The 25,383-nt window shown below is 62.9% G+C and carries 22 protein-coding genes and 1 tRNA gene; 8 read left to right on the top strand and 15 right to left on the bottom strand.

Features of this window, described 5'->3' with window-relative positions:
- Window positions 1-82: 82 nt before the first annotated feature.
- The 8 genes from rpe to M0H32_RS19350 form a co-directional block, all read right to left on the bottom strand.
- Window positions 83-784: a ribulose-phosphate 3-epimerase gene (rpe, locus tag M0H32_RS19385; RefSeq protein WP_248156845.1), complete on the bottom strand. Its 702-nt coding sequence runs from the start codon at window positions 782-784 to the stop codon at window positions 83-85.
- 29 nt (window positions 785-813) lie between these two features.
- A complete protein-coding gene (gene cbbX / locus M0H32_RS19380; RefSeq protein WP_248156843.1) occupies window positions 814-1,746 on the bottom strand; it encodes a CbbX protein in 933 nt (310 codons plus the stop codon).
- A 75-nt stretch (window positions 1,747-1,821) separates the two neighbouring features.
- Window positions 1,822-2,241 carry a ribulose bisphosphate carboxylase small subunit gene (locus tag M0H32_RS19375; protein ID WP_248156841.1) on the bottom strand — a complete coding sequence of 140 codons (420 nt, stop codon included), beginning with the start codon at window positions 2,239-2,241 and terminating at the stop codon, window positions 1,822-1,824.
- 60 nt (window positions 2,242-2,301) lie between these two features.
- The gene (locus tag M0H32_RS19370) at window positions 2,302-3,765 is read right to left on the bottom strand and encodes a form I ribulose bisphosphate carboxylase large subunit (RefSeq protein WP_248156840.1); all 1,464 of its coding nucleotides are present in this window, start codon (window positions 3,763-3,765) and stop codon (window positions 2,302-2,304) included.
- A gap of 26 nt (window positions 3,766-3,791) precedes the next feature.
- Window positions 3,792-4,871: a class II fructose-bisphosphate aldolase gene (fba, locus tag M0H32_RS19365; RefSeq protein ID WP_248156839.1), complete on the bottom strand. Its 1,080-nt coding sequence runs from the start codon at window positions 4,869-4,871 to the stop codon at window positions 3,792-3,794.
- Between the two features lie 16 nt (window positions 4,872-4,887).
- Entirely contained in the window at window positions 4,888-6,876 is a 1,989-nt protein-coding gene (gene tkt / locus M0H32_RS19360) for a transketolase (protein WP_248156838.1), read from the bottom strand.
- Between the two features lie 11 nt (window positions 6,877-6,887).
- Window positions 6,888-7,760, bottom strand: a complete 873-nt coding sequence (locus tag M0H32_RS19355) for a phosphoribulokinase (protein WP_248156837.1) — start codon at window positions 7,758-7,760, stop codon at window positions 6,888-6,890.
- Window positions 7,761-7,802: 42 nt separating this feature from the next.
- Window positions 7,803-8,810, bottom strand: a complete 1,008-nt coding sequence (locus tag M0H32_RS19350; protein WP_248156835.1) for a class 1 fructose-bisphosphatase — start codon at window positions 8,808-8,810, stop codon at window positions 7,803-7,805.
- Between the two features lie 94 nt (window positions 8,811-8,904).
- Here M0H32_RS19350 and M0H32_RS19345 point away from each other — a divergent pair, with 94 nt between their 5' ends.
- From M0H32_RS19345 to M0H32_RS19335, 3 genes are all read left to right on the top strand, one after another.
- A complete protein-coding gene (locus M0H32_RS19345; protein WP_248156833.1) occupies window positions 8,905-9,852 on the top strand; it encodes a LysR family transcriptional regulator in 948 nt (315 codons plus the stop codon).
- Window positions 9,853-10,083: 231 nt separating this feature from the next.
- The gene (locus tag M0H32_RS19340; RefSeq protein WP_248156831.1) at window positions 10,084-10,638 is read left to right on the top strand and encodes an exonuclease domain-containing protein; all 555 of its coding nucleotides are present in this window, start codon (window positions 10,084-10,086) and stop codon (window positions 10,636-10,638) included.
- Between the two features lie 106 nt (window positions 10,639-10,744).
- On the top strand, window positions 10,745-11,041 hold the full coding sequence (locus M0H32_RS19335; protein WP_345779349.1) for a type I restriction-modification system subunit M N-terminal domain-containing protein: 297 nt from the start codon (window positions 10,745-10,747) through the stop codon (window positions 11,039-11,041).
- A 23-nt stretch (window positions 11,042-11,064) separates the two neighbouring features.
- Here M0H32_RS19335 and M0H32_RS19330 read toward each other — a convergent pair.
- Window positions 11,065-11,141, bottom strand: a tRNA-Arg gene (locus M0H32_RS19330).
- Between the two features lie 284 nt (window positions 11,142-11,425).
- On the opposite strand from M0H32_RS19330, the gene M0H32_RS19325 reads away from it, so the two are divergent.
- Both M0H32_RS19325 and M0H32_RS19320 read left to right on the top strand, forming a co-directional pair.
- Window positions 11,426-12,232 (top strand): hypothetical protein, encoded by an 807-nt coding sequence (locus M0H32_RS19325; protein ID WP_248156828.1) that lies wholly within the window; start codon window positions 11,426-11,428, stop codon window positions 12,230-12,232.
- An 85-nt stretch (window positions 12,233-12,317) separates the two neighbouring features.
- On the top strand, window positions 12,318-13,766 hold the full coding sequence (locus tag M0H32_RS19320; RefSeq protein WP_248156826.1) for a M48 family metalloprotease: 1,449 nt from the start codon (window positions 12,318-12,320) through the stop codon (window positions 13,764-13,766).
- 221 nt (window positions 13,767-13,987) lie between these two features.
- On the opposite strand, the gene M0H32_RS19315 is transcribed toward M0H32_RS19320, so the two are convergent.
- From M0H32_RS19315 to M0H32_RS19295, 5 genes are all read right to left on the bottom strand, one after another.
- Window positions 13,988-14,851, bottom strand: a complete 864-nt coding sequence (locus tag M0H32_RS19315) for an RNA polymerase factor sigma-32 (protein ID WP_425607337.1) — start codon at window positions 14,849-14,851, stop codon at window positions 13,988-13,990.
- 189 nt (window positions 14,852-15,040) lie between these two features.
- A complete protein-coding gene (locus M0H32_RS19310) occupies window positions 15,041-15,625 on the bottom strand; it encodes a CarD family transcriptional regulator (RefSeq protein ID WP_248156824.1) in 585 nt (194 codons plus the stop codon).
- A 456-nt stretch (window positions 15,626-16,081) separates the two neighbouring features.
- The gene (fdxA, locus tag M0H32_RS19305; protein WP_248156823.1) at window positions 16,082-16,414 is read right to left on the bottom strand and encodes a ferredoxin FdxA; all 333 of its coding nucleotides are present in this window, start codon (window positions 16,412-16,414) and stop codon (window positions 16,082-16,084) included.
- Window positions 16,415-16,634: 220 nt separating this feature from the next.
- The gene (locus tag M0H32_RS19300; RefSeq protein WP_248157070.1) at window positions 16,635-17,036 is read right to left on the bottom strand and encodes an RNA-binding S4 domain-containing protein; all 402 of its coding nucleotides are present in this window, start codon (window positions 17,034-17,036) and stop codon (window positions 16,635-16,637) included.
- Entirely contained in the window at window positions 17,036-20,185 is a 3,150-nt protein-coding gene (locus M0H32_RS19295; protein WP_248156822.1) for a helicase-related protein, read from the bottom strand. Before M0H32_RS19295 ends, M0H32_RS19300 begins: the two co-directional genes overlap by 1 nt.
- Between M0H32_RS19295 and M0H32_RS19290 the strand changes: the two genes are divergently transcribed.
- The 3 genes from M0H32_RS19290 to pyc all read left to right on the top strand — a co-directional run bounded on the left by M0H32_RS19290 (window position 20,184) and on the right by pyc (window position 24,420).
- Window positions 20,184-20,414 carry a hypothetical protein gene (locus M0H32_RS19290; RefSeq protein ID WP_248156821.1) on the top strand — a complete coding sequence of 77 codons (231 nt, stop codon included), beginning with the start codon at window positions 20,184-20,186 and terminating at the stop codon, window positions 20,412-20,414. The genes M0H32_RS19295 and M0H32_RS19290 overlap by 2 nt on opposite strands.
- A 221-nt stretch (window positions 20,415-20,635) precedes the next feature.
- Window positions 20,636-20,959, top strand: coding sequence for a hypothetical protein (locus M0H32_RS19285; protein WP_248156820.1), 324 nt, complete (start codon window positions 20,636-20,638; stop codon window positions 20,957-20,959).
- Window positions 20,960-20,979: 20 nt separating this feature from the next.
- Window positions 20,980-24,420: a pyruvate carboxylase gene (pyc, locus tag M0H32_RS19280; RefSeq protein ID WP_248156819.1), complete on the top strand. Its 3,441-nt coding sequence runs from the start codon at window positions 20,980-20,982 to the stop codon at window positions 24,418-24,420.
- Window positions 24,421-24,629: 209 nt separating this feature from the next.
- Here the strand turns inward: pyc and M0H32_RS19275 are convergent, their stop codons facing one another.
- On the bottom strand, window positions 24,630-25,145 hold the full coding sequence (locus tag M0H32_RS19275) for a DUF1697 domain-containing protein (protein ID WP_248156817.1): 516 nt from the start codon (window positions 25,143-25,145) through the stop codon (window positions 24,630-24,632).
- Window positions 25,146-25,383: the final 238 nt, after the last annotated feature.

The following is a 25,383-nucleotide window of genomic DNA, read 5'->3' as shown; positions in this document are numbered from 1 at the left end:
TGCGGTGCCGGACGGGCGCGGCGGCAATCATAGCCGACGACCGCCGAACGCGCACGAGTGGCCGCGTGCGCAAGTCTTTCACTCAGGCCGCCAGGTGGAGCGCCGCGTTTGCCGACTCGCGAATGGCCCGGATGTTGGCGCCATATTTCTCCGGGGCCTCGACCGAGCCGCCGCGAAAAACCGCGGAGCCGGCGACCAGCACATCGGCGCCGGCTTCGGCCACAAGCGGCGCGGTCGCAGGATCGACACCGCCATCGACCTCGATATGGATCGGCCGGTCGCCGATCAGGGCCTTGAGCCGCCGGATCTGGACGAGTTGGCCGGCGATGAAGGACTGACCGCCGAAACCCGGATTGACCGTCATCACGCAAATGAGGTCGGTGAGATCCAGAAGCGGGATCACGGCCTCCACCGGCGTGCCCGGATTGAGCGCCAGGCCAGCCTTCTTCCCTGTCGCGCGGATAGCCTGCAGGGTCCGGTGCGGATGCGGACCGGCTTCCAGATGCGCGGTGATGATGTCGGCGCCGGCCTCTGCGAAGGCGTCGATATAAGGATCGACCGGGGCGATCATCAGATGCACGTCCATGACCGTCGTGATATGCGGCCGGATCGCCTTGCAGAGCGGCGGACCGAAGGTGAGGTTGGGCACAAAATGCCCGTCCATCACGTCGACATGCACCCAGTCACAGCCCTGGTCCTCAATGGCTTCGATCTCCCGGCCGAAATCGGCAAAGTCCGCGGACAGGATCGACGGGGCGATCTTGATGGATCGGCTGAAGGTCATCTGGTGTCACCTTGTTGAAGAAGAGGGGATCATTCGGCGGCGTCCCGCCGGACGGGACGGTCCGTGTCGAGACCACCACGGAAGACGCGACTGGCCCGGATGTCCGCCTCGCGGATGGTTGAGAGCGCAGTCGCATCGACCGGGCCCGCGGCTTCGCTGAACAGGCGGTTGGCCTGGCGCAATCGGGCGCGGTCGAGCGCGTTGCGGATCGAACGGGCATTGGCGAAATGGGATTGGGTCCGGCGCGCGGCGATATACTCGACCATCGTCTGGCGGGCCTCGTCATCGAAGGCATAGTTCTGGTCGGCCAGCATGCCTTCTGAAATACGCAGCAGCTCGTCGTCCGAATAGTCGGGAAACTCGATGTGATGGGCAATGCGGGAGCGGAAGCCGGGGTTGGATTCGAAAAACCGGTCCATCCGGTCGCCATAACCGGCCAAGATCACGACCAGGTCGTCGCGGTTGTTTTCCATGACCTGCAGCAGGATCTCGATCGCTTCCTGGCCGTAGTCGCGCTCGTTTTCGGGCCTGTAGAGATAATAGGCCTCGTCGATGAAGAGGACGCCGCCCATGGCCTTTTTCAGGATTTCCTTGGTCTTGGGTGCCGTGTGGCCGATGTATTGGCCGACCAGATCGTCCCGGGTCACGGTCACCAGATGTCCCTTGCGCACATAGCCGAGCCGGTGCAGCAGGCTGGCCATCTTGAGCGCCACGGTGGTCTTGCCGGTGCCCGGGTTGCCGGTGAAGCTCATGTGCAGGGTCGGCGTGTCGGTCGCCAGACCCATTTGCCGCCGTGCCTGGTCGACCAGCAGCAGCGCCGCCGATTCCCGGATGCGCTGTTTGACCGGGCCGAGCCCGATCATGGTGTCTTCGAGCTCGCGCAGGATGTCGCGCACACCGCTTTCCTCATAGGCCGCTGCAAGGTCGACTTCGGTCGGTGGTCTGGTGCCGTTATCGGACATGATGACTGCTCCCGTTCTAAAAAGGCGGGCCGCCGGCCGGAGGAAGGAATGGCTCGGCGGCCCGCTGTGACCCGCTCAGGCGTAACGGCGCCCTTCGGGCTCACGAACGGCATAGCTTTCCACGGTGTAGCGGATGATGCGGCCTTCGCCTTCCTGACGGACCACACGGAAGCCGGGCTCGTCCTTAGGCCGGTTGACAATGAAGCTCATCCGGATCGACTCCCAGCCGGCGCTGCTGTCGAAGGCGATCACGCGGATGTATTTGCCGCCATGTTCCTTGCGGCATTCATTGATCTCGAACACCACGGCGGCGGCATCCGGATTGTCGAACATCGGGTGGCCCCACATTTCCCAATAAGTGTTCCGGGGATGTGGATCGTCGGTGTATTCGACCGACACGGCCCAGCCGTTGTCGATGGCATATTGTGCCTGGTCGTGGATCTGCGCATCGGTGAGATCCGGCAGAAAGCTGAACTGGCCCTGTCTGAGACGCATGGGTTTGCTCCTTTAAATCGGGTGAGGTCCGCCGGCGTGCCGGCGGTGTGAAAAGTCGGGTTAGAAGGACACTTCCGGCGTCGGAGCGAAGTCGGGCGCGTCGGTCGAGGTGTAGTCGAAGGTGACGTCCTTCCAGATTTCCAGCGCCTGTTTCAGCGGGGTGCAGGTCTCGGCGGCGTCACGCAGGATGTCCGGGCCTTCGTTCCAAATGTCGCGGCCGGCATTGCGGGCATAGACCATGGCTTCCAGCGCAACACGGTTGGCCGTTGCGCCCGCCTCGATGCCGTGCGGATGGCCGATGGTGCCGCCGCCGAACTGCAGAACGACGTCCTCGCCCAGATAAGTCAGAAGCTGGTGCATCTGGCCGGCATGGATGCCGCCGGAGGCGACCGGCATCATCTTGTTGAGCGAAGCCCAGTCCTGGTCGAAGAAGATGCCGTTCTCCAGCGCCATCGGATTGTATTCCTCGCGGAAGATGTCGTAGTAGCCCTTGGTGGTTGCCGGATCGCCTTCCAGCTTGCCGACGACCGTGCCGGCATGAAGGTGATCGACGCCGGCGAGGCGCATCCATTTGGCAATCACGCGGAAGCTGACCCCGTGGCTGCGCTGGCGGGTATAGGTCGAGTGGCCGGCGCGGTGCAGGTGCAGGATCATGTCGTTGTCGCGCGCCCATTTGGCCATGGACTGGATCGCGGTATAACCGATCACGAGGTCGATCATGACGATCACCGAGCCGAGCGACTTGGCGAATTCGGCGCGGGCGTACATCTCCTCCATGGTGCCGGCGGTGATGTTCAGATAGGTGCCCTTGACTTCGCCGGTCGCGGCCGAGGCGCGGGTGACGGCTTCCATGCAGTAGAGGAAACGGTCACGCCAGTGCATGAAGGGCTGGCTGTTGATGTTCTCGTCGTCCTTGGTGAAATCGAGCCCGCCCTTGAGGGCCTCGTAGACGACGCGCCCGTAGTTGCGCGCCGAAAGACCGAGTTTCGGTTTCACCGTCGCGCCGAGCAGCGGCCGGCCGTAGCAGTTGAGCCGCTCGCGTTCGACGACGATGCCGGTCGCCGGGCCCTGGAACGTCTTCACATAGGCGGTCGGCAGGCGCATGTCTTCCAGGCGGAGCGCCTTCAGCGGCTTGAAGCCGAAGACATTTCCGATGATCGAGGCGGTCAGGTTGGCGATCGAGCCCGGCTCGAACAGGTCGAGGTCATAGGCGATATAGGCGAAGAATTCTCCCGGGCTGTTCGGCACCGGATCGACGCGATAGGCCTTGGCGCGGTATTTCTCGCAGGCCGTCAGCCGGTCGGTCCAGACCACGGTCCAGGTCGCCGTCGAGCTCTCCCCGGCAACGGCTGCCGCGGCTTCCACCTCGTCGACACCGTCCTGGGGCGTGATCCGGAAGAGCGCGATCACATCCGTGTCCTTCGGCGTGTAATCGGGTTCCCAATAGCCCATCTGGGCGTATTTCATGACGCCGGCGGAATATCTCTTCTTGGCGTCGGTGACTGTCTTGACCTGGTCGAGCATGGTGAAAGCTCCTCTTTCTGAAAGGGTTAGGCCGCCCGTGAGGTGGCGATCTGCGGGTCGAGCGCTCCGGAGGCGTAGCGGGCGGCCATGTCGTCGAGAGAAACAGGCCGGATCTTTCCGGCCTGGCCGGCGGTGCCGAAGCGCTCGAAACGGTCGCGGCAAAGCGTTTCCAGCTCGGCCATTGCCGGGATCATGAATTTGCGCGGATCGAATTCCGTCGGCTTGTCGCGCGCGAGCTTGCGGAACTGGCCGGTCATGGCCATGCGGCAATCGGTATCGATATTGACCTTGCGCACGCCCATCTGGATGCCGCGCTCGATCTCCTCGACCGGCACGCCATAGGTCTGGGGCATGTCGCCGCCGTTCCCGTTGATCAGGTCCTGAAGATATTGCGGCACCGAACTGGAGCCGTGCATGACCAGGTGGGTCGAGGGCAGGTTCCGGTGGATCGCCTCGATGGTGGCCATCGACAGGATGTCGCCATCCGGCTTGCGCGAGAATTTGTAGGCGCCGTGGCTCGTGCCGCAGGCAATCGCCAAAGCGTCGCATTTGGTGGCGAGCACGAAGTCGACCGCCTGATCCGGATCTGTCAGCAGCTGGTCCTGGCTCAATTTGCCTTCCGCGCCTGAGCCGTCTTCCTCGCCGGCCACGCCGGTTTCCAGGGAGCCGAGCACGCCGAGTTCGCCTTCCACCGAAGCGCCGACCGCATGTGCTGCCTGGGTCACGCGCCGGGTGATATGCAGGTTGTAGTCGTAGCTCGCGGGGGTCTTCATGTCCTCTTCCAGCGAGCCGTCCATCATCACCGAGGTGAAGCCGTGGCGGATGGCGGAGAGGCAGGTGGCTTCGTTGTTGCCATGGTCCTGGTGCATCACGATCGGAATGTCCGGATGCATCTCGGCCAGCGCGGCGACCATGTTGCGCAGCATGATGTCGCCGGCATAGGAGCGCGCACCGCGGCTGGCCTGCAGGATCACGGGAGCCTCGCAGGCGGCCGCCGCGCGCAGGATCGCAAGGCCCTGTTCCATGTTGTTGATGTTGAAGGCCGGCACGCCGTAGCCGTGTTCGGCGGCGTGATCGAGAAGCTGGCGGAGCGTGATGAGCGCCATGGAAGTCTCCTAGGGGTTAAATCAGGGCCTTGGCGGCGGCTGCGACCGCGGCCGGGGTGATGCCGAAGTGTTCGTAGAGGTCGGAGGCCGGCGCTGAGGCGCCGAAGCCGGTCATGCCGACAAAGGCGCCGTCGGCGCCGATCAGGGCGACCCAACCCTGGCGGACGGCCGCCTCGACACCGACGCGCGGCGCTGTTCCGAGCACCGCGGCGCGATAGGCCGGGTCCTGCCTTGCAAAGAGCTCGAAGGAAGGCGCGGAGACGATGGCGGCCTTGATGCCGTTCACGGCCAGAAGATCGGCGGCGGCAAGCGCGATCTCGACCTCCGAACCGGTCGCGATCAGCGTGACGTGCCGGTCGCCGTCCGTCTCCTTCAGAAGATAGGCGCCGCGGCGGGTCCTGTTTTCGAGGGTGTGGTCCGTGCGAAGCGTCGGCAATCCCTGGCGGGACAGGCACAGCACGGTCGGCGCCGTCCGCGAAGTTGCCGCGATCTCCCAGGCCTCGGCGGTTTCGACCGCGTCGGCAGGTCTGATGACGGTCAGGTTCGGCATGGCGCGCAACGAGGCCAGCGTCTCGACCGGCTGGTGGGTCGGACCGTCCTCGCCGAGCCCAATGCTGTCATGGGTCATGACATAGGCGACCGGCAGGCCCATCAGGGCGGACAGGCGAATGGCCGGACGGCAGTAGTCTGCAAAGGCGAGGAACGTGCCGCCATAGGCAAAGAAACCGCCATGAAGTGCGATGCCGTTCATGGCCGCGGCCATGCCGTGTTCGCGAATGCCGTAATGCAGGTAGTTGCCGCCATAATTCTTGCGGGAAACGGCGCGCATGCCGCTGGTCCAGGTGTTGTTTGACCCGGTCAGGTCAGCCGAGCCGCCGACCGCATTGGGTAGCGTCGCGCCAACAACCTCCAGCGCGAGTTCGGAGGCCTTGCGTGTGGCCAGTTTCGGCGCTTCCGCACTCAGCTTCTCCTTGTGCGTGGCAATCGCCGCGGCCAGCGCGCCGGCGTCCGGGGCCTTGAGAGAGGAGTCGAAGGCTTGTTTCAGAGGATGCGTTTCCTTGCGGGTTTCCCAGCTCTTGCGGGCGGCGGCGCCCCGGACCGCAACGTCTTCCCAGGCCTCTCTGATCGGCGCCGGGGTCTCGAAGGCGGGTGCGGTCCAGGCAAGGGCGTTTCTGGCGGCCGCGATCTCTTCCGCGCCAAGCGGCGCCCCGTGCACCTTATGACTGCCGGCCATGGTCGGGGCGCCCTGGCCGATCACCGTGCGGCAGGCAATCATCGTCGGGCGGCCGGTGTCGGTTCGGGCGGCCGCGATGGACCTGGCGATGGCTTCGGCATCATGGCCATCGACGCTGAGCACCTGCCAGCCGGCGGCCTCGAAGCGCTTCGTCTGGTCCATGGAGGTCGACAGGTTTGTCGGCCCGTCGATGGTGATGCGGTTGTCGTCCCAGAAGACGATCAGACGGCCGAGGCCGAGATGACCGGCCATGTCGATGGCCTCGTGGCTGATGCCCTCCATCAGGCAGCCGTCACCGGCAAGCACATAGGTGAAATGATCGACCAGATCGTCGCCGAAACGGGCGTTCTGCATGCGCTCGGCCAGCGCCATGCCGACGGCGGTGGCGATGCCCTGGCCGAGTGGTCCCGTGGTCGTCTCGATGCCCTTGGCATGGCCGTATTCGGGGTGGCCGGCGGTGCGCGCGCCGAGCTGGCGAAAAGCTTTCAGCTGGCCGGTGTCCATGTCGTCATAACCGAGCAGGTGGTGGATTGCATAGACCAGCATCGAGGCGTGGCCGGCGCTGAGGACGAAGCGGTCGCGGTCTGGCCATGAGGGATCTGACGGGTCGATCTTCAGGAAACGATTGAACAGCACCGTGGCGACATCGGCGAGGCCCATGGGTGCGCCCGGATGGCCGGAATTGGCCGTCTGGACCGCATCCATTGCCAGAACGCGAAGGGCATTGGCCATCAGCGTTTCGCTGGTCTGCGTCGGGGTATGGACGTTCATGACAAGCTCCTTCAGGCGCGCCGGGATTCGTTGACGAGGCGCATGATCATCGGCGTGAAGATCAGCTGCATCGCCAGATCCATCTTGCCGCCGGGAATGACGATGGAATTGGCGCGGGTTATCCAGCTGTCGTGGATCATCGTCCGGAGGTAGGCGAAGTCGATGCCGCGCGGGTTCTTGAAGCGGATGACGACCAGGCTCTCGTCCGGCGTCGGGATCCAGCGGGCAATGAAGGGGTTGGACGTGTCGACCACGGGAACGCGCTGGAAGTTGATGTCCGTCTCGGTGAATTGCGGGCAGATGCAATGCACATAGGCGTGCATGCGCCGCAGGATCGTATCGGTGACGGCTTCGGTCGAATAACCGCGCCGGTCCTTGTCGCGGTGGATCTTCTGGATCCATTCCAGGTTGATCACCGGGACAACACCAATCTTCAGATCCGCCAGAGCCGACAGGTTGACTGTGTCATTGACGACGGCGCCGTGCAGGCCTTCGTAGAACAGGAGGTCCGAGCCTTCCTCGAAAGGCGCCCAGCCGGTGAAGGTGCCAGGTTCGGCACCGTAACGCGCCGCCTCTTCGTCGTCATGGACGTAATGCCGGGTCTCGCCCCGGCCGGTCTCGCCATAGCTGCGGAACACCTCTTCCAGCTTCTCCAGTTCGTTGGCGTCGTAGCTGAAATGGCTGAAGGTCTCGTCGCCGGCGCTCTTGCGGGCGTCCAGCTCCTGCTTCATGGCGGCGCGGTCGTAGCGGTGAAAGGCATCGCCCTCGATGGAAACGGTGCTGATGCCCTCGCGCCGGAAGATCTGGTCGAATGTGGTCTTGACCGTCGTCGTGCCCGCACCCGAGGAGCCGGTCACCGAGATGATCGGATGTTTCTTGGACATGATGATCCTTCAAAATCTTTGCTGCGCCGAAGGGCGCTGGTGTCAGCCGCGGAACAGGCCGCGGGTGCCGAACAGGGCGGAAGCCTCCTGGTCGGGCAGGTCGTGATAGGCGGTGATCCGGTCGACCTTGTCGGCGGATCCGAAGACAAACGGTGTGCGCTGATGGAGTTCGCTGGCGGTCTGGTCGAGCAGGCGATCGGTTCCGGTGGTTGCCTTGCCGCCGGCCTGTTCGACGAGAAAGGCGATCGGCGCGCATTCATAGACCGTGCGCAGGCGGCCCTTGTCGTAGCCGGGCCGGCTGTCCGCCGGATATAGAAAGATGCCGCCGCGGCTCAGGATGCGGTGGGTCTCGGCGACCAGAGACGCCACCCAGCGCATGTTGAAATTCTTGGCCCGAGGACCGTCGGCGCCGGCCAGGCAATCGTCGATATAGGCCCGCACCGGCCGGGACCAGTGGCGGTAGTTCGACGCGTTGATGGCAAATTCGCTGGCGGTTTCCGGAATGAGCAGGCGGTCGTTGGCCAGCTTGAACTGGCGGTCGATCGGGTCGAGCACATAATGCTGCACGCCGGAGCCGAAGGTCACGATCAGCGCGGTCTGCGGACCGTAGATGAAATAGCCCGCCGCGAGCTGGTCCCGGGCCGGCCGCAGGAACGAGGCTTCCGGATCATTGTTGGCCTCGAAGACGGAAAAAATGGTGCCGATCGAGACGTTGACGTCGATGTTGGAGGAGCCGTCGAGCGGATCGATGGCCAGCGCGTAGCGGCCGCCGGGCGTCACCTCCAGGACCGCGTCCTGTTCCTCGGACGCGTACCAGCGGATATCGCACTTGGCGAGGGCGTCGAGAAAGGCTCTGTCCGCCTCGACATCGAGCGCCTTCTGGTCATCGCCGTCCGTGTTCCGGCCGACTTCGCGGCCGAGGCCGCCGGTCAGAGGACCCATGGCGATGGTCCGCGACAGGCTTTCCACGACCTGGCACAGGCCGTTGAGCAGCGCAAAACCTTCCAATGGAATTCGGGCCGGGTCTATTGCCGGGCGTGTCGCTTTCATCAAGGCCTCCCGTCCTTGTGGGCTGGCCTTGATATTCACGGTTCTGAATGTAAACTGAATTTAAAACTTCGGAACCGGCTTTCAAAAAAATTAAATGACGCTGATAAACACGATCACTTTCAAGCAGTTGCGGGCGCTGGCTGCCGTCGTGAAGACCGGCAGTATCAGTGCTTCTGCGGATGTTCTGGGTCTGACACCGCCCGCGGTCCACACCCAGCTCAAGGTTCTGGAGGAAAATTTCGGCTGCGCGCTGGTCAACCGGGCCAGAGCCGGGGGCTTCGAGGCGACGGCAGCCGGGCGGGCGCTGCTGGAGGCTTACGAAGCCTCGCTGTCTGCCCTGACCCGGGCCGTCGGCAGCATCGATGCCATGAAAAAGGGCCGGGCGGGCCGTGTGGTCCTGGGCGTCGTCAGCACCGGCAAATATTTTGCACCCTCTATCGTGGCGCAGCTGAAACGGGACTATCCGGATATCGAGGTGGTGCTGCAGGTGGGCAACCGGGACAGGACCATTTCAGATCTGGGCTCGGGCAAGATCGACCTGGCGATCATGGGCCGTCCGCCGCGCCAGCCGGAGGTGACCGCCTTTAATATCGGCGATCATCCCCATATCCTGATTGCCCACCCGGAACATCCGCTGGTCGCGGCCGGGAAGGCCGACAAGTCCGATATCCTGAAAGAGAATTTCATCATGCGCGAACCCGGCTCGGGCACGCGCATCCTGTCGATGCGGTTTCTGGACCAGCTCGGCGAAGGCCAGACCTTCACCTTCACGGAAATGGAATCGAACGAGTCGATCAAACAGGCGGTGATCGCCGGTCTCGGCATTGCCCTGATTTCCGCCCACACGGTGATCGAGGAACTGAAATCCGGCCGCCTCGCCATCCTGCGCGCTGCGCCCCTGCCGATCGTCCGCCACTGGTTCGTCCTGCACCGCGCCGACCTCACCCCGGACCCGGCGATGACGACGGTTCTGGACTATATCCGCAGCAACGGCGAAGCACTGCTGGCGGAGGACGAGATCAGCGCGTTGTTGCGGGGGTGAGGGAGATGGGAGACGTGCGGCACACGGAAGCGATGCGGGTGTACTGCCATTCGGTGTTACTGGTGGCGAAAGGCGGCGCCCGAACGACCAGGGTCATTGGGGATCGTCTCCGGCGTGTCATGGCAGCGCTTGAGCTCCAGCGGGAAAGATATTGTGCAACAAGAAGGGGAAGTGCCCGTGATTTTTGATCGAACTGCTGGAAAGCTGCTCCCCACGGGGTCTTTTCGTTTCATGGCTCTGGATGTCGAAACGGCAAACAACGACCGCGCCAGCATCTGCCAGGTGGGTCTTGCCTGTGTCGATATGGACGGATCGGTCGCGACCTGGTCGACCTATGTCGATCCCTGTACGCCGACCTGGACCTGCACCTGGGTCCACGGCATCAACGAGGAGACCGTGCGAGGCGCCCCGCGTTTTCCGGAGGTGCTTGCCATGCTCACGCAGGTGGTCGCAGGCCATACTGTCTTCCAGCACAGCAGTTTCGACCGCAGCGCGGTCAACGCTGCCTGCTCGTTGCATGGCTGTCTTGCACCGGACTGGCACTGGCGGGACAGTGTTGCTGTTGCCCGCCGGGCGTGGCCGGAGCTTAAAGGAAATGGCGGCCATGGCCTGAAGTCGCTCAAAAGCCATCTTGGTCTCGTATTCAGGCATCACGACGGGGAGGAAGACGCACGCGCGGCAGCAGAAGTTGTGCTTCGCGCAGAGGCGGAGACAGGCTTGGATTTCATGGTGCTCGCGGACGCAGGCGCCTATGGGCACGCTGATACCAGGATCAAGCGTTTCTGAGCGGTCGCCCGAACTCTATTCGATCCATGGATCGCCGCCTCTTTCCTGCGCGCGAAAGCACTTTTAAATTGCACGGGCGAATCAGAAAACAAGGAGGCTCCGTCCCGTGATCACCGGAGAGCTGCGCAACAAGATCGACAGTGTCTGGAATGCTTTTTGGGCGGGTGGCATCGCCAATCCACACGAGGTGATCGAACAGATCACTTATCTCCTGTTCATGCGCGGCCTGGACGATATTCAAACGCGGGAGGAGCGCAAGGCGAACCGGTTCGGAAAGCCGATGGAACGGGTGATCTTTCCGAACGGAAATGACCCGCGCGGCCGGCCTTACAGCGATCTGAGATGGCCGGTCTTCAAGGGATTCGCACCGGCGCGGCCGGCATCGTTGTGGTCTGCCAAATAGTTAATTGAGAAATATAGAGATTTTGGTGACCCCGGCGCGATTCGAACGCGCGACCCTCAGATTAGGAATCTGATGCTCTATCCTGCTGAGCTACGGGGCCTTAAGTCAGCGGATAACATGATTTGGCGGGCTTGGCGACCCCCTCAGTCGCGGGGCGATTGTGCGGGCTGGGGCGGGTTTTTGGGCTGTTGTCTTGGACTTGCCGTATTCCGTGCGTAGCACAGAGGTTCGTCGTGACCACTTTCTCAGCTTTGCCCGAGCCGCCTGTTCATGAAGGCGCCCTGGGAAAGGGGTGACCCCTTTTGATCGGCTGAGGTGGGGACCGTGCCGCTAAGGTTGGCCAGACCTGGAAAGACGGCCCGCGGGCGCGGGCGGAGAGTGCGCGTGGGCGCGGCCTGCCTGGGGCTGTGCGTCGCGCTTCTGTCTGTTGGAAGCACCCTTGCCGACGAGGCCGGTCACACGGTCATCCTCAAGGATTGCGCCGCGGATCCGGTCAAAGGTGTAAGCGTCACCTACGCCCCCGCCGAAAATCTGTTCCTTGCGGCGGATGGCGCACGCTATTTCGCCAGCGACCTGCGCTTCCCGGAGCGAGCGGCTGATCAATCCCCGCCGGATGCCAGGACGGTGGACGCACCGGCTGAAGAGTTTTCCGCCATCGCGCTGGGTGAACCGAACCGCTGGGGGCTGATACCCGCCTGGATCGTGACCGGACGAGCCGGCGAAGCCGGGTTGTGGCAAGCGCTCCAGCTGGAAGCGGGACGCGCCATCTTTGCGCCCGGTCATGGCGAAGCCGCCTGTGCGCAGGCGTTGCGCCGCGCCGAAAGCCACGCACGGCGGACCGGCATGGGGATCTGGCGCCAGGGCGGCACGGTCCGGATCTATTCCACGGACCGGCCCGGGCCTCTGGAGGCCGCCGCCGGGCGCTATGTGATTGCGCGCGGGCGCATTGTTTCTCTTGGAAAAACCCGCCGTACCCGCTATCTCAACTTCGGAAAATACTGGAAAACAGATGTGACGGGCACGCTGAAGACGGCGGAGGAAGACCGGTTCAGCGCGGCGCTGGGCGGCGCGGCCGGAGCGCTGGACGCGCTGGCGGGCCGGTTTGTCGAACTGCGCGGTGTGGTGGAGCTGAAAGACGGGCCGCTGATCACGCTGCGGCATCCGGAACAATTGGTGGTACTGGACGATTGAAGGGCAGCACGTGAAGGCCAAGGCAACATCTGATTTCCGGTGCCCCGGCGGATCGAGGGCACAGCCATGCACCGGGCGCAGCCGCTTGCGCGGTCCCTTGCGCGGCGCGCTAGCCTGTGTTGCCGCGCTGCTGCTTGCCTCCTGCCAGCTTCTCGGCGACGGGCCAAGTGTCGGCACCACGGTGGCACCGGGGACCCTGCGTCCGAACCTTGCCGCCGGTATCGGCGAGCGCGAACATCCCCGCGTTGTGGCCACCTATGGCGGTGTCTACAAGGATGCCGGCGCGGAACGGGCGGTCGCCAGCGTGGTCGGCCGTCTTGTCGCCGCCTCCGACGACCCGTCCCAGAGCTACAAGATCACCATCCTGAATTCACCGGCGATCAACGCCTTCGCGCTGCCGGGCGGCTATCTCTATGTCACCCGCGGCCTGCTGGCGCTTGCCAATGACACGTCGGAAGTGGCCGCCGTGCTGGCCCACGAGATGGCCCATGTGACCGCCAGCCACGCCATCAAGCGGCAGCAGCGGGCAGAAGCCAAGCAGCTTGCCAACCGGATCCTGACCGATGTGGTCCAGGACAGCGAGGAAGCACGCAAGGCGATCATCTCCTCGCAGCTGTCGTTCGCGCGCTTCAGCCAGGTGCAGGAACTGGAGGCGGATGCGATCGGGGTCAAGACCCTGGCCAAGGCAGGCTTCGATCCGTACGCGGCCGCCCGGTTCCTCCGCTCGATGGCGGCGTTTGCGCAATATCAGTCCGCCGACAAGTCCGGCTCATCGGCGCCCGACTTCCTGTCCTCGCACCCGTCGACGCCGGAGCGGCTTCAGATCGCGGTGCGTTCCGCCCGCCAGATCGGCGCGCCGGGCATCGGCGAACGTGACCGGGAACGCTATCTCAGCCAGATCAACGGCATGCTGTTCGGCGACGATCCGCTGGAAGGCTTCGTGCGCGGCCGGTCGTTCCTGCACAAGGCGCTCGGCATCGGCTACACCGTGCCTGCGGGCTATATTCTGGAAAACACGCCGGAAGCCGTGCTGGCCAGCAATGGCGACGGCACCGCCATCCGGTTCGACGGTGCCGATGTCAGCGGTTATTCCAGCCTGCGGGACTACATGAATTCCGGCTGGATCAATGGCCTTCTGCCGGCCAGCGTGCGCGAGACCACCATCAACGGCCTGCCGGCGGTAACCGGCGCGGCGATCACGCAAGGCTGGTCCTTCCGGATTGCGGTGGTGCGCATCGGCAAGACGGGTTACCGCTTCATCTTCGCCAGCCGTTCGCCGAACGACCGGTTCGACCGGGATTTCCACGAAACCGTCGAGAGCTTCACGCAGCTGTCGCCGACGGAACGCGCGCGCCTCAGGTCGCTTCGGATCAAGGTGGTGCAGTCGAAGCCGGGCGACACGGCGCGCAAGCTGGCCATCGGCATGAGCGGGGTGGAACCGTCCAGGCGGCTCGAATTCTTCACCATCCTGAACGATCTTGGCGCGGACAAGGCAATTCCGGCCGGTACGGCGATCAAGCTGGTGGTGGACTAGGCCGCTTTCCGAGAACCTGCTTGTACAAACAAATTCTGCGGAGAACCTTCAGGTCCGTCTCGAAGGAGTGGCCACTTGCTCTATTGGGGGTGTCGGATCCTGCGTGACGGCGCTTTGTGCCTGCTCGGGGTGAAACAGTGGTTTTGGCGAGGGTTATGCGGGAAACCACAAAAAATGGGAGCCATTGCGGCTCCCATGTCAGTGGTCGTCTTGGATCTTGGTCAGGCGCTGTAAACAGCTTCATCGGGCTGGGCTGCCAGGAGCGCGGATTTCAGTTTCTCCATGGCGCGGCTTTCGATTTGGCGAACCCGCTCCTTGGAAATGCCGAGCTTGGCACCGAGGGATTCCAGCGTGGCGCCGTCTTCCGACAGACGGCGTTCGCGCACGATCTTCAACTCCCGTTCGCTGAGCACCTCCAGCGCCGAATTCAGCCATCTGTGGCGTCGTTCGCTGTCGATATGGCCGGTGACGATTTCATCGGGCAGGGGCGCGTCTGACACCAGGAAATCCTGCCGATCGGCGCTTGAACCGTCGCTGTCGGTCACCGGCGCGTTGAGGGAAGTGTCCGGACCGGAGAGGCGCGCATTCATCAGCGCGACATCGGCCTGTTTGACGCCAATGGCATCGGCGATCTTCTGATGCAGTTCGCTGTCGGTGAGCGGCGTCTGGTTGCTGGAGAGTTTCGCGCGCAGCCGGCGCAGATTAAAGAACAGCGCCTTTTGGGACGAGGAAGTGCCGCCGCGCACGATCGACCAGTTGCGCAGGATATAGTCCTGGATCGAGGCGCGGATCCACCAGGTGGCATAGGTTGAGAAGCGGACCTCCCGCTCCGGCTCGAACCGGGCGGCGGCTTCCAGCAGGCCGACATGGCCTTCCTGAATCAGGTCACCGAGGTTCAGACCGAAATTGCGAAACCGGGAGGCAACCGCAATCACCAGGCGCATGTGGGAGAGCGACAGTTTTTCCAGTGCCTTTTCGTCCCGCTCGTGCCGCCATCGCAATGCGAGGTCCAGCTCCTCCTCGCGCGTGAGGTAAGGCGCCTTCATCGCGGCTTGCACCAGTTGCCGTTTTTCGCTCATGGACATGATCGACACTCCGATGTGGTATCGGGGGTTCTACGTACCTGACTTCAGGTTAGATCACATGTGGCTTCCGTAGGGGCAGAAAATTGTGCACTTTCGCGTGAACAAGACGCGATCATCCGCGGCGGCAAAAAGAAAAAGGGCCTGGAATTTCCAGACCCTTTCCGTTTTCCGGACTGAACCGCGCTGAGATCAGGCGGCTTCTTCCTTGTCTTCGTCTTCTTCCGCGGCGGCTTCAGCAGCTGCCTTCATGCGGCTCGGAGACTTTGCCAGATTCTGTTCGATCTGCTTGATGGCCTCGGTTTCCGAACACTTGTTCACCGCAGCGATTTCCCGCGCCATGCGGTCGAGGGCTGCTTCGTAAAGCTGGCGTTCGGAATAGGACTGCTCCGGCTGGCTCTCGGACCGGAAAAGGTCGCGGACCACCTCGGAAATGGCAATCAGATCGCCGGAATTGATCTTGGCTTCATATTCCTGGGCACGGCGGCTCCACATGGTCCGCTTCACGCGCGGACGGCCCCGTACGGTTTCGAGAGCCTTCTTGACGGCAGTCGGATCGCCGAGCTTCCGCATGCCGACGGACGCGATCTTGGCGACCGGGACACGAAGGGTCATCTTGTCCTGTTCAAAAACGATAACGAGCAACTCCAAAGAGTGACCTGCAACGTTTTGCTCTTCAATGGCGGTAATCTGGCCGACGCCGTGTGCCGGATAAACGATGTACTCGCCGGTTTTGAATCCCTGGCGCTGCGCGGTCTTTTTGGTGCTGGTTGCCATACTCGTATTCTCTCCTGCGCAGTTGATCGGTCTTTGCCGGACCGGTGATGGACCGCCGTGCGGTCCTCTTTTCTTATGCGACACGAAGCCCGCCGAGCGATCCAAAGTGGAACGCCTGTTGATATGCGGCGTGTCAGGGCTGGTCAGTCGTCTATTTCCACACTAGAACCTTGTCAGTCATATGAGCTGCCGGGAGCTTGCTCCGTCCGGTTGTTGAGGCCCGGGACAGGATTTCAGAAACTCCGTTTTGGGGGTTGTTCTCGTGGTTGGCGACTAGCTGTTATATATAACACACTTTTGTGGAAAATTAAAGCGTTGTGCTTTGCAGGTGCGCAAAAAGCACAAGTAACCTAACGGAACACGTCCGTCAGGTTCCTGAATCCATTCAAAAAATCGACCGCCCCAGTCCTATGTAAACGACTTGCGGCACTGCGTCGCAGAAACTCCAGTGGCGAATCAGGCAGCCGGTTTCGGCGAGAAGTACTGTTCGAACTTGTTTTCTTTGCCGTCAAACTCTTCCGCGTCCGGCAGCGGATCCCTCTTCTCCGTGATATTCGGCCACTTTTCGGAGTATTCGGCGTTGATCTCGATCCATTTTTCCAGACCCGGCTCAGTATCGGGCAGGATGGCTTCCGCAGGGCATTCCGGTTCGCAGACGCCGCAGTCGATGCACTCGTCCGGATTGATCACCAGGAAGTTCTCGCCTTCATAAAAGCAATCAACCGGGCAGACTTCAACGCAGTCGGTGTATTTGCACTTGATGCAATTGTCTGTGACGACGTAGGTCATCTCAATCCTCATTCGGCTCCGGCATTGCCTTGACGGTCCCCGCCGTCAATCGCAACCGGCGATCTGTTTTCCGCCGTGCGCCCGCTTGCGGGGCACGTTTATCGCTTCATGCTGCTGTTGGGTATCGTTTTTGTCCTGCGCGCGCAAGCGCCCTGGATGACGCAGTCCGGCCGAATAAGAGAATGTTTTTCCGTTTTTAAGGGCGAAGCCGGATTTTGCGTCAGTCGTCGCTGCGAAAGGCATCCATCTTGCGCCGGTCGCGCTTGGTCGGCCGGCCCGCGCCGGCCTCGCGCTGGCCTGGCGGCGGGGGCGGCGCGTCCTGTTTGGGCGGTGGCGGCGGCGACAGATCCTCGTAAAGCTTGCGCGCTTCCTCAAAAGGGCCGCGCCGCGTGCCGAGCGCCAGCACCTTCAGAACAAGCACCCGCCGCTCCAGGGCAACGGTCAGGACATCGCCGGCCTTGATGGTCTTGCTGGCGGAAGCAATCTTGTCCTTGTTGACCCGGACATGACCGGAGGTCGCCAGTTTCTGGGCAAGCGACCGGGATTTGGTGACCCTGGCGTACCAGAGCCACTTGTCTATGCGCAGGCTGCCGGCAGCAGCTTGAGGCTCAGGCGCGGAAATTACTTCTTGTCCTTGTTGTCCATATCCGCCTTCAGCGCCATCAGGGCCGCGAAGGGCGAATTCGGATCGATCGGCTTGTCGCGAGGCGCCTTGTCACGGCGGTTGCCGCCGTCAAAGCCCTTGCCGCCCTGCTGCCCGCGGTTGCGGTTCGGACCGCCCTTGCCGCCGGGTTTGCCATGCCGTTTTTCGCCCTGGCCACCCTTCGGGCCCTGGCTCCTGCGGCTGTCGCCGCGGCGCTGGTCATTGCGGCCGCGCGGGCGCCGGTCGTGGCGGCCCGGCCGCCAGATTTCGATGGTCACCGTTTCCAGTTCGACAGGTTCGCCGGTGGCAGTGTCGGTGGATGCGGTTTCCACTGGCGCGGATTCCTCAGGCGCAGTATCGGCCGCTGCCTCATCAGAGGTCACAGCCTCGGCAACGGTGCTTTCTGCGGCCGGTTCGGTTGCACTTTCCGGCTCGGCTGGCGTTTCCACCGGTTCGGCCATAGCAACTGTCTCTTCCGCTACGGGGGCATCGGCTCCGGCGCCGGCCAGTTCGGCAACCGGTTCCGCCGGCGCGGTCTCGGCCGCCTCGGTTTCGGCGGGTGCTTCGGAAGCTTCCGCCTGGGCCGTTTCCGTTTCAGCCGATGCAGGTTCCGCCGGAGCGGCCTCTTCGGCGTCCGGCTTGGCAGTCACGGGACGCTGGACCTCCTTGGTCTCGACCCGGTAGCCGAGGGACTTCAGCACGGCTGAGAAATCCTCGCCGGCGCAGCCGAGCAGGGAGGTCATTGCCACGGTGACGGTGAAGCCGCCACCGGTTTCCACGGCGCCTTCCGGAGGGCTGACTTCCGCGTCGAGCGGTTTCCAGGCGATCAGCGGCCGGATCAGGTCGGCGAGACGCTCCAGGATGTCGACGCGCACGGCGCGCGGACCGCAGACGCGGAAGCCGACGACCTTGTAAAGCGCCTTGTCGATGGTCTCGTCGACCGGGATGGACGTCCGGCCGGAGGCGGACAGCTGCGGCAGCTCGGTCATGCCGTTCATGTCAAGAGAACCGTGCTTCAGGGCCCAGAGCTGGGCCAGCAACTGGCTCGGCGCCGGCTTCAGAAGCGCGGGCACGAACACGGTATAGGCGCCGAAGCGGATGCCGTGCTTGCGCAGACCGGCGCGCATGTCCTGATCCAGTTGACGGATTTCGTCGGCCGCGTCCTGACGCTCGAGAATGCCGAGACCTTCCACGATGCGGAACGCGATGCCCCGTGCAAGGCCTTCAAGGCCTTCGCCGTTCTTGAGATCGACCAGCGGCTTCAGCAGGGTTTCGATCTGGGCCTTGGCCCACAGGTCGATCCGGCTTTGAACCGCATCGCGGGCGGGACCGGTCAGATGTTCGTCGGCCAGCAGCAGCACGGTCGGGACCAGGACCTCTTCACCGGCGACCAGCTTGGCCACCGGTTCGCCGCGCCAGCGGATGGTGGCGTCGGAAGCCAGCACGAAATCGCTGTTCTCCGACTTGCCGAGCTTTTCAGCACGGGATTCGATCTCGGTGGTCAGGGCCTTCTGGGCGGCCGCGCGAACGGTCTTGCCGTCCGGTCCCTCGGCCGCCGCGTCGGGAGCAAACCGGAAGCCAAGCAGATTCCCGATGTGCTGACCTTCAACGAGCACATCGCCGCTCGATGTAATTTCCGCTTCCAGCATTGCGTTCTCTCTCAAACGTCGCATCAATACACTTGTACGCCGGTCCACGAAGCGCTGGGTAAGCCGTTCGTGAAGGGCGTCGGATAGTTTGTCTTCAATGGCGCGTGTCTCGCCCTGCCAGTGAGCCGGATCGGCCAGCCAGTCAGGTCGATTGGCGACATAGGTCCACGTCCGGATATGTGCAATCCGGTTCGCGAGTGTGTCGATATCACCATCCGTGCGGTCTGCGAAGGCCAATTGACGGGTGAACCAGTCATCGGCGATTGCGCCGTCCTGCATCAGATGGGTGTAAATCGTGTTCAGCAGCTCCGCATGGTTGGCCGGCGCGATCTTACGATAGTCGGGGATCTGACACACGTCCCATAACAATTCGACCGCTTTTGCGCCCGTAGCCATGCCGGATATTGCGCGATCGCGCAATAAATATTCAAGAGCGGTGAGGTCGTCGCCAATCGGTGCCCTCGCGAGACCCTCTTCCCTGGGCACCGCATCCAGGCTTTGGCGCAGGGCCGCGGAAGATGAAAAATCCAGGGAACTGTTGCGCCATTGCAGCACTTTCAGGCTGTCAAACTGGTGACTTTCGATCCGTTGGATCAATTCGTCGTCCAGCGGATCGACCCGTCCGGTTACGCCGAAGGTACCGTCCTTGGTGTGGCGGCCGGCGCGCCCCGCGATCTGGCCCATTTCCGAGGGGGTCAGCTGACGGTACTGATAACCGTCATATTTGCGGTTGCCGGCAAAGGCGATGTGGTGAACATCCAGGTTCAGGCCCATGCCGATGGCGTCGGTGGCGACCAGGTGGTCGACATCGCCGTTCTGGAACAGCTCCACCTGGGCATTGCGCGTGCGCGGGCTGAGCGAACCGAGCACGACGGCGGCCCCGCCGCGCTGGCGCCGGAGCAGTTCGGCGATCGAATAGACCTCGTCGGAGGAAAAGGCGACGATCGCGGAGCGCGCCGGCAGCCGCGAGACCTTTTTCGAGCCGGCATATTCCAGCACCGACATGCGCGGCCGGGTGACGACATTGAGTCCCGGCAGCAGTTTTTCCAAAAGCGGGCGGGCGGTTGCCGCACCCAGCAGCAAGGTTTCCGAGCGGCCACGCAGGTTCAGGATCCGGTCGGTGAAGACATGGCCGCGGTCGAGATTGCCGGCCAGCTGGACCTCGTCGATGGCCACGAATTCCGTGTCGAGGTCGAGCGGCATGGCTTCGACCGTCGAGACCCAGAAGCGCGGTTTCTCCGGAATGATCTTTTCTTCACCGGTGATCAGCGCGACGGTGTCCTCGCCCGCGCGTTCGGCGACGCGGCCATAGACTTCGCGCGCAAGCAGCCGCAGCGGCAGGCCGATCAGGCCGGAAGGCTGGGCCAGCATGCGTTCGATGGCGAGGTGGGTCTTGCCGGTATTGGTGGGGCCGAGCACGGCCGTCACTGTGCGGGACCGGGCAGACGGCGGCAGCGGCAGGTTCTGGAGACGGGGCATGAAAGTGCTTGTGATCGGCTTTCTACGGCTCGGTGTCGGGATAGCGGACACCTATATCTGGTGCCGCGTGTCTAGCACAGGCCGGGACGGCATGTCCCCTATCTTTTGGCCAAAAGGTCAGGTTTTTGCTGGCAAAAATAAGCTGTGGAGAACGACTCCGGAACAAACCGAAACCGAATCGCGGACTCTTGGCGATTCAGGATTTGTTCCCTACCAGATGTGGTCTTGAGGCAGGGTGACGCTACGAAATCCTGAATCTGGTCAAGGGTTTGAGTCATGGGCCGTCTGGTGCGCGCGTTTGCGTCGAATCGCTGTCAATAGATAATTTATTGTAAAGGTCGCTGCCGTGCCGGAGTTCCGGCCCGTTTACCCGTGGACACAGCGTGAACGAATCCCGGACGAATCGCTGATTCAACGGTGTTTCGGCTTTGTTCCGACAAGATGTAGTAGGTGGCCGGCGTGATGCCCATAGGCCGAAGCGGAGCCGTTTGTGTTGGCGGCTCGAACTTGTCTCAAAATGAGGCGGCTCAGCGTCCAGGCGCGGAAATTGCCTTCAGGATGTCCATGAAGACCCGCGAAAATGCTGCGGCGCAAATTTATCTGATTGCGACGCAACGCTTGAGGTTCAATCAATTTAGCGTTCGTTTTCCTACAGTTATCAGTGCAGGCGCAAAAATATTTTCCAGGTTAAAAAAAGGACATCCCTTCTGCCCCTTTTCAAGAGCGTCCGACCAAAGTAGAAATCTTGCCGAAACCAGCAGGTCTCTTTGCTGAAAATTAGGGGGAATGGGCGTTTGGCAATAACAAAAATTCTCGTTGCGAACCGATCCGAGATCGCGATCCGGGTGTTCCGGGCCGCTAATGAGCTCGGTCTGAAGACCGTTGCGATCTATGCGGAACAGGACAAATTGGCCTTGCACCGCTTCAAGGCGGACGAGGCGTATCAGGTCGGCAAGGGGCTCGGGCCGATCGAAGCCTATCTGTCCATCGACGAGATCATTCGTGTTGCCAAACATTCCGGCGCCGATGCCATTCACCCGGGCTACGGCCTGCTTTCGGAAAGTCCGGAATTCGTCGATGCCTGCGAAGAGGCCGGCATCACCTTCATCGGTCCGAAATCCGACACCATGCGCCGTCTTGGCAACAAGGTCGCCGCGCGCAACCTGGCCATCGAGGCCGGTGTGCCGGTCATGCCGGCAACCGATCCGCTGCCGGACGACATCAACGAGATCAAGAGCCTGGCTGCCGGGATCGGCTATCCGGTGATGCTGAAAGCCTCCTGGGGCGGCGGCGGACGCGGCATGCGCGTCATTCCGGACGAAGCTACCCTGGAAAAGGAAGTGCTGGCCGCCAAGCGCGAGGCCATGGCCGCATTCGGCAAGGACGAGATCTATCTGGAAAAGCTGGTCCAGCGCGCCCGCCACGTCGAAGTGCAGATCCTCGGCGACGGCGAGACGGTCGTTCACCTTTATGAGCGCGACTGTTCCATTCAGCGCCGCCACCAGAAAGTGGTCGAGCGCGCACCGGCACCGTATCTCGACGAAGCCAAGCGCGCGGAACTCTGTCAGTACGGCATCAAGATCGGCCAGGCGGTGAATTATCGCGGCGCCGGCACTGTCGAGTTCCTGATGGATGCCGACACGGGCGCGATCTACTTCATCGAGGTCAATCCGCGGGTCCAGGTCGAGCACACGGTGACGGAGGAAGTCACCGGCATCGATATTGTACAGGCGCAGATCAAGATCTGTGAAGGCGCCAGGATCGGCACTTATGAAAGCGGCGTGCCTGAGCAGGCCAAGATCCGCCTGAATGGTCATGCGCTGCAGTGCCGGATCACCACGGAGGATCCGGAGCAGAATTTCATTCCGGATTACGGCCGCATTACCGCCTACCGCGGCGCCACCGGCTTCGGCATCCGTCTTGACGGCGGCACCGCCTATTCCGGCGCGGTGATCACCCGCTTCTACGATCCGCTGCTTGAGAAGGTGACCGCCTGGGCGCCGACCGCGGAAGACGCGCGCAAGCGCATGGACCGCGCCCTGCGCGAATTCCGCATCCGCGGCGTTGCCACAAACCTGGTGTTCCTGGAAAACATCATCGGCCATGCGGACTTCAAGGCCTGCAGTTACACGACAAGGTTCATCGACGAGACCCCGGCGCTGTTCGAACAGACCCGCCGCCAGGACCGGGCGACCAAGCTGCTCACCTATATCGCCGACGTCTCCGTCAACGGCCATCCGGAAACCAAGACCCGGGCCCGCCCGCCCAAAGATGTCGCCGCGCCGGTCATTCCGGATTTCGGCGACGACAAGCCGGCCGGAACGCGCCAGCTGCTCGACCAACTTGGTCCGAAAGGTTTTGCCGACTGGATGAAGGCGGAAAAGCGGGCGCTGGTCACCGACACGACCATGCGCGACGCGCACCAGTCTCTGCTGGCAACGCGCATGCGCAGCCATGACATCGTCAGCATCGCAGACGCTTATGCCGCCGGCCTGCCGAGCCTGTTCTCGCTGGAATGCTGGGGCGGCGCCACCTTCGACGTTGCCATGCGCTTCCTGACGGAAAGCCCCTGGGAGCGCCTGCATCACATTCGCGAAAAAGCGCCGAACATCCTGTTGCAGATGCTGCTGCGCGGTTCCAACGGCGTCGGCTACACCAACTATCCGGACAATGTGGTCAAGTTCTTCGTTGCCCAGGCAGCCGAAAACGGCATTGACCTTTTCCGCGTGTTCGACTGCCTCAACTGGGTCGAAAACATGCGTGTTTCCATGGACGCGGTCCAAGAGGCGGGCAAGCTCTGCGAGGGCGTGCTCTGCTATACCGGCGACATGCTGGACAGCGCCCGGCCGAAATACGACCTGAAATATTATGTCGGCCTGGCCAAGGAGCTGGAAGCGGCGGGCGCGCATATTCTAGGCCTCAAGGACATGGCCGGCCTGTTGAAGCCGGAAGCCGCCCGGTTGCTGATCAAGACGCTGAAGGAAGAAGTCGACCTGCCGATCCACTTCCACACCCATGACACGTCCGGCATTGCCGCGGCCACGGTCCTGGCGGCGGTCGAGGCAGGTGCGGATGCGGTCGATGCGGCCATGGATGCGCTGTCGGGCCTGACCTCGCAGCCCTGCCTCGGATCCATCGTCGAGGCGTTGCGCGGCAGCGAGCGCGACACCGGTCTCGACGCCAAGACCATCCGACAGATCTCCTTCTACTGGGAAGCGGTCCGGGCCCAGTACCGGGCCTTCGAGAGCGACCTGCGCTTCGGTGCGTCTGAGGTTTATCTCCACGAAATGCCGGGCGGCCAGTTCACCAACCTGAAGGAACAGGCGCGCTCGCTCGGCCTCGAAACCCGCTGGCACGAGGTTGCTCAGGCCTATGCCGACGCCAACCAGATGTTCGGCGACATCGTCAAGGTGACGCCCTCCTCCAAGGTGGTTGGCGACATGGCGCTGATGATGGTCAGCCAGGGCTTGACCGTTGCCGATGTCGAGGACCCGGCGAAGGACGTTGCCTTCCCGGACAGCGTCGTCAAGATGCTGCATGGCGATCTCGGCCAATCCCCGGGCGGCTGGCCGGAGGCGCTGCAGAAAAAGGTGCTGAAGGGCGAAACGCCGATCACGGTGCGTCCGGGCTCGCTGTTGGAGGAGGCCGATCTCGACGCTGAACGCAAGACGGCCGAGGAAAAGACCGGCCACGACATCAGCGACACGGAGCTCGCCTCCTATCTGATGTATCCGAAGGTCTTCACCGATTTCGACAAGGCCCAGCAGCAATACGGTCCGACCTCGGTGCTGCCGACGCCGGTGTATTTCTATGGCCTTGAGCCTGGTGACGAGATCTTCGTCGAGCTGGAGCCCGGCAAGACCCTGGTGGTGCGCTGCCAGGCGATCGGCGAAACGGACGTGAAGGGCGAGAAGAAAGTGTTCTTCGAGCTCAATGGCCAACCGCGGATCATCAAGGTTCCGGACCGCGCCCATGGAGCCACCGGCGCCGCAGCGATGCGCAAGGCCGAGGACGGCAATGCCGCCCATGTCGGTGCGCCGATGCCGGGCGTCATCTCCACGGTCGCCATTGCGAGCGGACAGGACGTCAAGGCGGGCGACGTGCTGGTCTCCATCGAAGCCATGAAGATGGAAACCGCGCTCCACGCCGAGCGCGACGGCAAGGTCAAGGAAGTGCTGGTCTCGCCAGGCTCCCAGATCGATGCCAAGGACCTTCTGGTGGTGTTCGAGAGCTGACAGGAACGGGCCGTCCGGGGCGATCCGGGCGGCCTTGGTCTTTCAACACAACTCTCTTTCGTCATCCCGGCCAAGTGAAACGCGTGCCGGGATCGGGGAGCCAGTTTCCTGAATAAAGGCAAATGGCAGTTGCTGACTGTCAGGGGCTCCCCGGTCCCGGATCTCCGCTGCGCTGCCTCCGGGATGACTGCCGAGAGTGGGCCTCCTTATCACCCCCGCTCCCGGGCCAACTCCAGAAGCTTGCGCACCGTGTTGAGATTGCGCGCGGTGCCCGGCTTCAGGGCCGGCAGCTTCAGCTTCGAGCGTCCCTGTCCGTTCGGGTAATGAACGACGATCTCGGACCCCAGGACCACGGCCTCCTCGCCATCGGCGGCAACCATGTGCTCAAGGGCATCCGGCGCAGTTTCTTCTTGCAGAAACGTGACCAGGACCTGGCTGGGCTGCGCGTCCTGAAACGGCATCCGGGCATACAGCGCTTCCAGCTCGTCCAGGGCGCGCAGCATGATCCCGGGAGACTTGCCGAAATGGGCGGTCAAAGCGTCATCGAGCCCGGCGAGGACCTCTTCTGCTGCCAGGTCGGAGGTGAACACCAGATTGCCGCTCTGGATGTAGGTGGCGATGTTGTCGAAGCCGAGGGCCTCCGCCATGGCGCGCAGATCGGCCATCGGCAATTTGCCGGTTCCGCCGACATTGACGGCCCGCAGCAGGGCAACAAAAACGGCCATGTGAAACATCCTGGAGGTTGGGAGCAGATATCAGGGACTGAATACAAGCTCTGAATGAGCATCAGGCGAGGGGCATCATTCATTCAGCGTCATCCTGAGGGACCGCGCAAGCGGCATCTCGAAGCAACCGTGTTTGTTATTTGATCATAGGCTGCCATTCCTTGTCGTCTCTGACCATGGCGTTGAGAATGGTCAGGAGCTTCCTGGTGCAGGCGATGATCGCCTGTTTCTTACCCGT

The organism is Roseibium sediminicola, assembly GCF_023156505.1.
GTDB classification, from domain to species: Bacteria; Pseudomonadota; Alphaproteobacteria; order Rhizobiales; family Stappiaceae; genus Roseibium; species Roseibium sediminicola.
The sequence above is the reverse complement of the archived record's forward strand: the minus strand, read 5'-3'. Positions and strand labels throughout refer to the sequence as shown.